The sequence below is a fragment of the Cupriavidus sp. HMR-1 genome (assembly GCF_000319775.1).
Taxonomy (GTDB): domain Bacteria; phylum Pseudomonadota; class Gammaproteobacteria; order Burkholderiales; family Burkholderiaceae; genus Cupriavidus; species Cupriavidus metallidurans.
Map to the genome: position 1 here is coordinate 1 of NZ_ANKP01000176.1, position 10,087 is coordinate 10,087.

Consider the following 10,087-nt stretch of genomic DNA (forward strand, 5'->3'; position numbering starts at 1 on the left):
CGCGACCAGCCGGGGCGCGGTGGGCGTCTTGGTGGCCGCCGCGAGCGGATGGGGCGCCTGCGCGCGTCCGCCAAGCAGGCGTGCGATGTTCCGGATCTTCCGCAATAGCGGGCCGGCCGCGAGCTTGGTGTCGGAGTCGGTGAGCGTCGGGGTGTCTACGGCATCGATCGCACCGTGCCCCATGGCATCGAACACCTGGTTCGCGTTACGGCCGAGGTCCATGGTCACCACGACGATCGCACACGGCGATTCGGCCATGATGCGCCGTGTGGCTTCCACGCCGTCCATGACCGGCATCAGCAGGTCCATCAGGATCAGGTCAGGAGTCTGGGTCGCCGCCATCCGCACGGCTTCCTCGCCGTCGCCGGCGATCCAGGCGATCTCGAGTGTGGCGTCCAGCGCAAGCGCGCGCCGCAATGCGGTAACAGCCAGCGCGGAATCATTGACGATGCCGATTCTCATGAGCGTGCCTCGCCGATCAGGTCACGTACCGCGTCGAGCAGCGCGGTATCGTGGAAGCTGCCTTTGGCCAGATAGTAATCCGCGCCAGCCTGCAGGCCGCGCTCGCGATCCTGCTCGCGGTCCTTGTACGAGACGATCATTACCGGCAGATGCGTCAGGCGGGCATCGCTCCGTATCCGGCTGACGAGTTCAATGCCATCCATGCGCGGCATGTCGACGTCGGTGATCACCAGATCGAACGATTCCGCGCGCAGCACGTTCCATCCGTCCATGCCGTCCACCGCGACGGCCACGTCGTAGCCGCGTCCGCTCAGCAGCTTGCGCTCCAGTTCGCGCACGGTCAGCGAGTCATCCACCACCAGCACGCGCTTGCGTCGTGTCTGGGTCGTTTCCTCGCCGCCATGGCGCACCCGTTCGATGCGGCCATCGGAGACGAGTTTTTCCACCGACCGCAGCATGTCCTCGACGTCGAAGATCAGGACCGGCGTGCCATCGTCGGTCAGGCTGCCCGCCGCGATGTCCTTGATCTTTCCAAGGGCCTGCGCGAGTGGCTGCACCACCAGCAATCGCTCGCCGATCAGGCGATCCACTGCAAGGCCATACACGCGATCCTGCTCGCCGATGACGACCACGGGGACGGTATCTCCATCCTGGCCACGCTCGGGACGCTGAAGCACCTGCGCGGCGCTGATCAGTCCCACCGGCCTGCCGTCGTGGCGGAAGTGCTGGTGCTGCTCGGTCTGTTCGATGTCTTCGCGGCGCACGGCCACGGCACGCAGCACGTGGCCCAGCGGGAATGCATAGGCTTCGCCCGAGATTTCCACGAGCAGCGCCCGCACGATCGACAGCGTCAGCGGCAACTCGAGATGGAAGTGCAGGCCGCTGCCGGGCTGCTGCGAAAGCCTCAGACTGCCCCGCACGGCACGCACCATGTCCTGCACGGCGTCGAGCCCGACACCGCGGCCGGAGACCTCGGAAACCGTCTCGCGCATGCTGAATCCCGGCAGTAGCAGGAACTCGAGCAACTCGGCTTGCGATAGCCGCGCGACGGTGTCCGCCTGGGCGAGGCCTCGCCGCACGATGGCGGCGCGCAACGCTTCCAGATCGACGCCTGCGCCGTCATCGAAGATCTCGATCACAAGCCGGCCGGCGTTGTGCCACGCATGGAGTGATACCCGGCCTTCTTCCGGCTTGTCGGCGACGCGGCGCGTCTCCGGCGCTTCGATGCCATGATCGACCGCATTGCGCAGCAGGTGAGCCAGCGGTGCGTCGAGATGTTCCAGAATGTCCCGGTCGACCTGGGTTTGCTCGCCGGACAACTCCAGTCGGACACGCTTGCCGAGCGAGCGGCCCAGGTCGCGCACCATGCGCGAGTAACCGGTGATGCCATCGGCCAGCGGGCGCATCCGGCACGACAGCGCTGTGTCGTACAGGCGGCGCGACAGTCCGCTCTGGCGGTGATCGTACTGGTCGAATTCTTCCACGCGCTGGGTGAGCTGGCCGTGGCTGTCCTCGAGCAGTTGGCGAGTCTCCATCAGTGCCGCCCGCAAGCGTGGCACGGTGCTATCGGGGCTGTCGAGCAGCGCCTGAACGCCATCGAGCGCCTGCATCACGCGCATCTGTTGACGCCTGGCTTGCTGGATCGCGACGCCGAACGGCCGTAGCCAATGCGTCTCCACCATCGACTCGCCGGCCATCGCCAACAGCCGGTCCAGCCGTTCGGCATTGACGCGCAGGATGCGTTCCTGGTTGCCGGAGTACTCCTGTGGCTGCGCCGGCGCGACGGTGCTCGCTGACGGGCGATCGACCGTGGATAACGGGGGCTCCGGCGGCGAGGGCTCGGCGGCCGACGGCAACACTGTCGGTGCTGCCAGTGCCGCCACATCCGCGCCACCATCGAGCAGCGCCTCGAGACGGGCGACGAAAGCGTCGATCTCCGCCTTGCCGCCAAGCTCCGGCCAGTTGGCGTTGCCATCGGGCGGATGGCCGATTCGCTGCAGCAGGTCAGTGCCTTGCAGCAGCGCATCGATATGGGCGGCGCTCAGCAGAAGGCCGCCACGTTGCGCGGCGACGAGGCAATCCTCCATCACATGCGCAACGCGCACGCCACCGTCGAGCCCGACGATGCGCGCGGCCCCTTTTAGCGAATGCGCGGCGCGCATGCAAGCCTCGAGCTGGACGGCTGCCGTGGGATCGCGTTCCAGGGCCAGCAGGCCGGCATTGAGCACATCGGCCTGCGCGTCGGCTTCGAGCGCGAACAGGTCCAGCAACGAGGCATCACGGAGTTGTTCCGGATTCATGACAGGCTCCGGGTCAACGCCTGCCGCAGCAGGTCGGCATCAAGCAGACCGACGCTGTGGCCGTTGAAATCGAACAGCGCGCGTGAATAGCGGGCGGAGGCGCGCGCGAGCGTCGCCGGCAAGGGCAGCAAGACATCCTGCGTGACGCGCTCGACGCCGGCTACCTCGGCAACGGGCAGCGCGATCGCATTGCGTCCCTGGCCAAGAATCAGGAAGCGCGCCGCGCGCTGGGCATCCTGGCCGCCACGCCCGTTGGATTCAGCGGATTCAGCGGATTCAGCGGATTCAGCGGATTCGCCAAACAGCAGCGCCAGCGAGATGCACGTCAGCAACGCGCCGCGCACGGCCGCTACCCCGATCAGCGCGGCATGGCGCCGATGTGGCAGCGAGTGGACCAGCGCAGGCGCAGTGACTTCGCCCAGCGCGGCCGTCGGCAAGGCCAGCCATTCGTCGCCGACGCGAAACACCATGTACGACTCTCCGGCCAGCCGGTCGGCTGACGATGGGTCGATGGGCGTATCGCTATCGCTGGCAGGCTGGACGATCGGGTCGATGGCCAGTGTGTCGAGCAACACCAAGGCGGCCTGGGCGTAGACCGGGCAATTCCTGCAGGTGATGTGCGTGGCGAGTAGCGGGCAGGTGCGATCGCCGGTCACGCCGATGCGGCGCCAGCAGTCGTCGATGGCGCTTGCCGGGGCGGCATGGGGCAACAGTGAATTTGGTTCAGTCATGGCTCATTCGGGCATGACGTTGGGCGCGTTCGCGCAAGCGGTGCGCGCCGGCGGTATCGCCTCCGCTGTCGAGCAGGGCGGCCAGATGATAGAGCGCTTCTTCATGGCCAGGGTCGAGATACACCGCCTTGCGGTAGGCCGCGTGCGCCTCGGTGGCGCGGCCCGAGGCATCGTGCAGCACGCCCAGCAGACACCAGCCGTCGGCCGATGTCCCGTGCTCAGCCAGGAATTGCTGGCACGCCGCCAGGGCGCGATCGAGTTCGCCGCGATCGGCCATGGCTGCCATGGCAGCCAGCGCGGCTTCGCGGCTGGGCGCGGGTGTTGGCTGCGCTGACGGGCTGCTCGTCGCCACATCCGACACGGGCGCTGCGTGCCTTGCCGGGGTGGTGGCGGCCGATCGGGCCCTCGTGATCACGGGCTGTGGCGGCAGCACCATTTGCGCTGCTGGCGCGTGGCTCGATGGGCTGGCGGCTGGCTGAGCATGGAAGGCGAAGGCCAGCGGGACCCCTGCGCCGGCCAGCCCCTCGCGCGTCAGCAGGCTTGCTTCCGCGGGACCAACGAAGATCATGCCGTCTGGCCGGGTCAGGCGGCGCAGGGTCCGGATCGCTTCGCACTGCGTGGCCGGATCGAGATAGATCATCAGGTTGCGGCAAAACGCAAAGTGGTACGGCGCTTCGTGCCTCAGCAAGTCGGGGTCTATCAGGTTGCCGTATAGCAGCCGTACCTGATTGTGGACCTTTGGCAGCAGTTGATAGGTCGCCGGTGTGCCGGTGACCGGCATGAAGTAGCGATCACGGAAGTCCAGCGGCTGGCCGCGAAACGCGTTGTCGCCATAGACAGCGGCGCGCGCGCGTTCCAGGGCGCGTGCGCTGATATCGATGGCATCGACGCGGAAGCGATTGCCCGGAATCCCGGCGTCGAGCAGCGCCATCGCGATCGAATAGGGCTCTTCACCGGTCGAGCAGGGCAGGCTGAGGATGCGTAGCATCGGCTCCCCGGCCCCGAACACCCGTTGCGCGGCGAATCGGGCCAGCGCGAGCAGTGCCTCGCGGTGCCGGAAGAACCAGGTTTCCGGGACGACGACGGACTCGATCAGCGCCTGCAGCTCGTCCGGCACCGCATGAAGCAGGTTCCAGTAGGCCGCGGGGTCATCGGCGCCCAGGGCCTGGCGCCGTTCTTCCACCGCGCGCGCGATCGTGCCTCGGCCGACCGATGCGGCATCAAGCCCGATGCGTTCCTTCAGCAGCGCCTCGATCAAGGTGGGCGGATGGGGGGCGTCGGTCATGCCGGGGACGTTGCGGAAAACAGCATGGCGTGGACGGCGTCGGGCAGCAGCGCACCGACATGTACCCATTGGATCAGGCCACGCGGATCGTGGCGCACCGGTCCAAGATAGCGGGCGTGTGTCGGGTCGATGCCGCCATCGATGAACGATGCGGGATCGCAGCGCAGCGTTTCGTTGGCGTGCTCGAGCCGCAGGCCAAGCACGCGAGGCTGGGTGCCGGCGTCGCGCGCGCGCCGATAATGCACCAGCGCGGTGCGGGTGCTGGCGCGCGCGGTGGCGGGTGTGCCGGTGGCCAGCGCGGTGATGTCGATGACAGGCACGGGCTGTCCGTGCCGGGTCATCAGTCCGCAGACCCACTCCGGCGCGCCGGGTATCTGTTTGACGGGGCCGAGCGGCAGGACCTCGGCCACCTCGGCGCTATCGAGCGCGTAGCGATCGGCGCCGATGCGGAAGAGCAGGAAAAGGGCCATGGCGATGGCGGCTCCGGGGTCGCCTGCTCAGACTTTGAAGCGCGAGACGCCGCTGCGCAGTTCGTTGGAAACCAGCGTCAGTTCGTCGATGGCCTGGCTGGACTGACGCAGCGACTCCACCGTCTGCTGCGCGGCTTCGGACAGCTGGATCAGCGCCTGATTGATCTGCTCGGCGCCGCCTGCCTGCGCCTGCATCCCTTCGTTGACCATCTGCACGCGCGGCGCCAGGGACTGAACCTGCCCGATGATCTGCGAAAGCTGGTCGCCCACCTGGGTGACCTCGGACATGCCGCGGCGGACTTCCTCCGAGAACTTGTCCATGCCCATCACCCCGGCGGCCACGGCCGACTGGATCTCGCGCACGATCTGTTCGATGTCGTAGGTGGCCACGGCGGTCTGGTCCGCCAGGCGACGAATCTCGGTGGCCACCACGGAGAATCCGCGGCCGTACTCGCCGGCCTTTTCGGCCTCGATCGCGGCGTTCAGCGACAGCAGGTTGGTCTGGTCCGCCACGCGCGCGATGGTGGTCACCACCTGGTTGATATTGCCGGCCTTCTCGTTGAGCGTGGCCAGACGGGAGTTAACCGAGCCGGCGGCTTCCATCACGTGGTTCATCGTCGCTTCCATGCGCGACAGACCCACCTGACCGGTGCCAGCCAGTCCGGCTGTCTGGTCGGCGGCGTGGGAAACCTCGCTCATGGTGCGGACCAGGTCGCGCGCGGTAGCCGAGATTTCGCGCGAAGTCGCGCCAATCTGCGTGGTCGTGGCGGCCGTTTCGGTGGCGGTGGCCTGCTGCTGGCGCGCCGTGGCGGCGATCTCGTTGACCGAGGTAGTGACTTGAATTGCCGAGCGTTGCGCTTGTCCGACCAGCGACGTCAGCTCGTCAGCCATCTGGTTGAAACCTTCCTCCACGGCCTGGAACTCGTCTTGCCGATGCAGCACCATCCGCTGGCGCAGGTCGCCGCCGCGCATGGTCTTCAGCAGCGAGACGATCTTGCCCATCGGCACCGTAATGGCGCGTAGCAATTGATAGCCGGCGATCAGGGCGGCGAGCACGGCGATGCCGAATGCCACTTCGATACTGACCTTGGCCGTTACCACCGAGTCAACGATGCCAGTGGAGGCCCGCTCATTGACCTTGCCGTTGTCGTCGACGATGTCCTGCAGCAACTTCCGGCCATCAGACCAGAGGTCGTGCGCGCTGCCGCGCAGGGCGGCCTGGGCTGTGGCGGCATCCTTCCACTGAGCAGGGTCAAGGTACGGCTGGGCGGCCTGCTGGTACCGGGCGCGGACGGCCTGGTAGTTGTGGAAGCGGGCCCGGTCGTCGTCACGGACGATGGTGGCGTCGTACTGCTGCTCCAAACGGTCCAGACGCTGCATGGCGTCCTGCGTCTGCGTCAGCAGGCGGGCGCGCTGCGGAGCATCGGCCGCGGTTACCGTCTGCCAGGCCAGCACGTAGATTTCGCCCCAGACCCCGCGCATTCCGGCGCTGTAGTTCAGGCCCGGCAGCGCATCGGTGCGCATCACGGTGGTTTCGTGCTCGATGGCGGACAGCCGTCGGTAGGCGACGCCGCTCATCAGTGCCATGACCAGCAGGATGATGGTGAAGCTCGCCAGAATGCGGGTGCGGATGGTCCAGTGGGTCACGATCAGGATCGTCTCCGGTGAGGCCGCCGGGCTCGGGGCGGGCTGGGTCATGCGTTGGGGCGGGCGCCGTCACCCAGTTGGGGGTATCCCTCGTTTGGGTGGTAGCCTTTTGCGGCGTAGGGTACTGTAACGCCCAAGCCATTTCAACGCGGTGCCCGGGGCGTTGCGCCGTTGCGCCGGAAATTGGAAGCGCTTGCATTTTCCAAGGTTTTCGTCACACTTGCCAAATAGCTTGAGCAGGGAACATGTTCATCACAACAGATAGGGCAGGGATGGTGGCCAAGTCGGAGGCGCAGGCGACTGGTGCCTTGCCGCCGGCGGATGTCGATCCGCTGACCGGCGTGGTCGCTCGCCAGGCATTCTTGAATCGGCTGGAAACGCGCCTGCATAGCGAGGCGACGCCCCGCTTTTCCCTGTTGCTGGTTGGCATCGACGATTTCCGCGCGTTCAACGACATGCATGGCCATATGGAGGGCGATGCCATCCTCCAGCAAGTTGCCCGCCGGCTGCGCGATGCCGCGCCGCGCGACGCCGTGGTTGGCCGCGTGGGCGGCGACGAGTTCGCCGTGCTGCTGACCTCCATCTCGGACCCGACGCTGGTGCGGCACGTGAGCGCCGCCATCCTGTCGATGCTGTCTGCCCCCCACGAACTTAACGGCCGCCGCCACCATGTGCTGGCCAGCTTGGGCGCGTGCGTGATGCCGACCGGCGGGGATACCACTTCCGATGTACTGGCAGCCGCCAGCCTGGCACTGGCCCGGGCCAAGCACGATGGCGGGCGCACGATCCGCTTCTTCAAGCCGCAGATGCGCACGGATGTGATGACGCGACTGTCGCTCGTCCAGGCCTTGCGGGAAGCCTACGCCCAGCGGCAGTTCGAACTGTTGTACCAGCCGCAGGTGGACCTGCGGGATGGCCGCGTGCTGGGCGCGGAGGCACTGATGCGCTGGCGGCATCCGACGCTGGGCCTGCTGGCCCCGGCCGCGTTTATCGACGCCCTGGCCGCGAGCAGCGTGGCGGCGGACGTCGGCATGTGGCTGCTGCACACGGCTTGCGCGCAGGCGCGGGCGTGGTCGCTGACGTTTCCCGACGCCCCCCGGGTGGCGATCAACCTGTTTGCCGCCCAGCTGTCCGAAAGCCGCTTGCTGACCGAGGTCCGCCATGTGCTGCGGGCGCTCGAGCTGCCGCCCGACCGGCTGGAGATCGAGATCACCGAGACCATCGCACTGCAGCAGGGCGACGAGGTGTCGGGCCAGCTCCAGGCGCTGCGCCGCGATGGCGTGACGCTGACTTGCGACGATTTTGGCACCGGCTATGCATCTCTGAGCTTCCTGAAATCCTTCCCGGTGGACCGGCTCAAGATCGATCAGTCGTTTATTCGCAACGTCACGCAAGACAGTGTCGATGCGGCGATCGTGCGTTCGGTCATCAACGTCGGGCAGAGCCTGCGCATCGGCGTGGTCGCCGAAGGGGTGGAAAACAACGCCCAGCGGGAATTCCTGCTGGCCAACGGATGCGTCGAGGCGCAGGGCTATCTCTATGGGCGCCCGATGTCCGCTGACCTCCTGACAGAGCACCTCCGCCGCCAGCCGCGCTGACACCGGCGACGGATTTGTTTCCACCTTTATCCCCCATCGCCCGGCCGGGCCGCGGGGAAATATGTACTTACAAAGTCCGGTACACAGGTAGAACTCTGCATCGTTATCAGATGTAGGGTGGCACTGACAGGTCGCCACGATGGCGGCCGCGCGTGGGCGCGGTGGCCCACCGGACTCAGGTAACACACATGCAATCCCATACAAGATTCGCGCTGGCGCCTGTGGCGTTCGGCCTGGCCGCGCTGCTCGCGCAGGCACCGGCCGGCGCTCAGGGCTATAACCCGAACATGCCTCCTGGCTACATCGAGCAGGGGCAAGGCGGAGCCGGAGTGCCCGCCGGCCCGGAAACTGCACAGTCGGCGGACCCTTCCTCGCGCATTGCCACGGTAACCGATGCGGCCGGCGGCCTCAGTTTTGCTCCGGCGGGCTCCGACGAATGGGCTGCGATCGGCCTGAATCGGCCAGTGACCACTGGCGACCGGGTCTGGGTCGATCCGGGCGGCCGAGCGGAACTTCACGCCGGCGCCACTGCGATCCGACTGGGTGGCGGCACCGCCGCAGGGGTGCTGAACCTCGACGATCACACCACGCAGGTAAAACTGACACAAGGCACGCTCCAGTTGCGCGTGCGCGCGCTGCCACCCGACCAGCAAGTGGAGATTGATACACCCAATCTGGCGTTTGTGCCACGTGAGCCGGGCGACTACCGGCTCGACGTTTCCCCCGACGGCACCACGACGCAGGTGTCGATCCGCCACGGCACCGCCGTGCTTTATGGCGACACGCGTTCGATCGAAATGAGCCGTGGGCAGCGGATGCGCTTTGCGGGTGCCGATCTCGCGGATGCCGGTCCGGGCAACGTTGGTGGACCCGACAGCTTCGACCAGTGGACGGCCGCGCGCGACGCGCGCGAGGATGAGTCCGTATCGGCGCGTTATGTTCCGCGCGATATGACGGGCTATACCGCGCTGGACGACTATGGTGACTGGCAGCAAGACCCGGGCTATGGCGCGGTGTGGTTTCCTCGCGCCGAGCCAGCCGGTTGGGCGCCCTATAGTTCGGGCTACTGGGCCTGGGTGGCGCCCTGGGGCTGGACCTGGGTCGACGACGCGCCGTGGGGCTTCGCGCCTTCTCACTATGGGCGTTGGGCCTACTTCGGCAACCGCTGGGGATGGGTGCCGGGGCCGATCTCGGTGCGGCCTTACTATGCGCCAGCGGTGGTCGGATTCGTCGGTGGCGTGAGCGCGACGATCAGCATCGGCGGCGGGCCGGGGGTGGCCTGGTATCCGTTGGGCCCGCGCGATGTGTATCGGCCGATCTATCGCGCCAGCCCGACCTATGTCACGCGCATCAACAACGTCACGATCAACAACAACTTTATCGCCCGTGGCGATCGGGATCGTTGGAACAACCGCGAGGTACCTGGCGCGATCTCTGGCATGTCGTCACGGAGCTTCGTGGAGGGCCGACCGGTGCCGCGTGCCCGTACGCGCGACGAGTGGCGGCATCTGCCCGCTGGTGAAGGCAACTTTGGCGCGCCGCCGATGGCGCCGGTCAAGACCAGCCTGATTGGCGCGGCCCAGCCGCGCGGGCT

General features: G+C 67.1%; 8 protein-coding genes. 2 read left to right on the top strand and 6 right to left on the bottom strand.

Annotated elements, in window-relative coordinates; genetic code table 11:
- The 6 genes from D769_RS19605 to D769_RS19630 form a co-directional block, all read right to left on the bottom strand.
- A partial coding sequence (locus D769_RS19605; RefSeq protein WP_008648624.1) for a response regulator occupies positions 1-462 on the bottom strand: 462 nt, incomplete at its 3' end.
- Positions 459-2,762 carry a hybrid sensor histidine kinase/response regulator gene (locus D769_RS19610; protein ID WP_008648628.1) on the bottom strand — a complete coding sequence of 768 codons (2,304 nt, stop codon included), beginning with the start codon at positions 2,760-2,762 and terminating at the stop codon, positions 459-461. The genes D769_RS19605 and D769_RS19610, both read right to left, overlap by 4 nt.
- Complete coding sequence (locus D769_RS19615) at positions 2,759-3,493, bottom strand: chemotaxis protein CheW (protein ID WP_008648631.1); 735 nt, start codon at positions 3,491-3,493, stop codon at positions 2,759-2,761. Before D769_RS19615 ends, D769_RS19610 begins: the two co-directional genes overlap by 4 nt.
- The gene (locus D769_RS19620; RefSeq protein ID WP_008648632.1) at positions 3,486-4,778 is read right to left on the bottom strand and encodes a protein-glutamate O-methyltransferase CheR; all 1,293 of its coding nucleotides are present in this window, start codon (positions 4,776-4,778) and stop codon (positions 3,486-3,488) included. Before D769_RS19620 ends, D769_RS19615 begins: the two co-directional genes overlap by 8 nt.
- Positions 4,775-5,248, bottom strand: coding sequence for a chemotaxis protein CheW (locus tag D769_RS19625; protein WP_008648633.1), 474 nt, complete (start codon positions 5,246-5,248; stop codon positions 4,775-4,777). Before D769_RS19625 ends, D769_RS19620 begins: the two co-directional genes overlap by 4 nt.
- Before the next feature lie 27 nt (positions 5,249-5,275).
- On the bottom strand, positions 5,276-6,946 hold the full coding sequence (locus D769_RS19630; RefSeq protein WP_008648635.1) for a methyl-accepting chemotaxis protein: 1,671 nt from the start codon (positions 6,944-6,946) through the stop codon (positions 5,276-5,278).
- Positions 6,947-7,167: 221 nt separating this feature from the next.
- Here D769_RS19630 and D769_RS19635 point away from each other — a divergent pair, with 221 nt between their 5' ends.
- Positions 7,168-8,493 (top strand): GGDEF domain-containing phosphodiesterase, encoded by a 1,326-nt coding sequence (locus D769_RS19635; RefSeq protein WP_008648643.1) that lies wholly within the window; start codon positions 7,168-7,170, stop codon positions 8,491-8,493.
- 188 nt (positions 8,494-8,681) lie between these two features.
- The coding region (locus tag D769_RS19640) for a DUF6600 domain-containing protein (RefSeq protein WP_008648645.1) at positions 8,682-10,087 on the top strand (1,406 nt) is incomplete at its 3' end.

Bases quoted from the DNA above. Each gene is read 5' to 3' on its own strand.
- D769_RS19610 (WP_008648628.1), bottom strand. From the start codon at position 2,762: ATGAATCCGGAACAACTCCGTGATGCCTCGTTGCTGGACCTGTTCGCG.
- D769_RS19615 (WP_008648631.1), bottom strand. From the start codon at position 3,493: ATGACTGAACCAAATTCACTGTTGCCCCATGCCGCCCCGGCAAGCGCC.
- D769_RS19620 (WP_008648632.1), bottom strand. From the start codon at position 4,778: ATGACCGACGCCCCCCATCCGCCCACCTTGATCGAGGCGCTGCTGAAG.
- D769_RS19625 (WP_008648633.1), bottom strand. From the start codon at position 5,248: ATGGCCCTTTTCCTGCTCTTCCGCATCGGCGCCGATCGCTACGCGCTC.
- D769_RS19630 (WP_008648635.1), bottom strand. From the start codon at position 6,946: ATGACCCAGCCCGCCCCGAGCCCGGCGGCCTCACCGGAGACGATCCTG.
- D769_RS19635 (WP_008648643.1), top strand. From the start codon at position 7,168: ATGGTGGCCAAGTCGGAGGCGCAGGCGACTGGTGCCTTGCCGCCGGCG.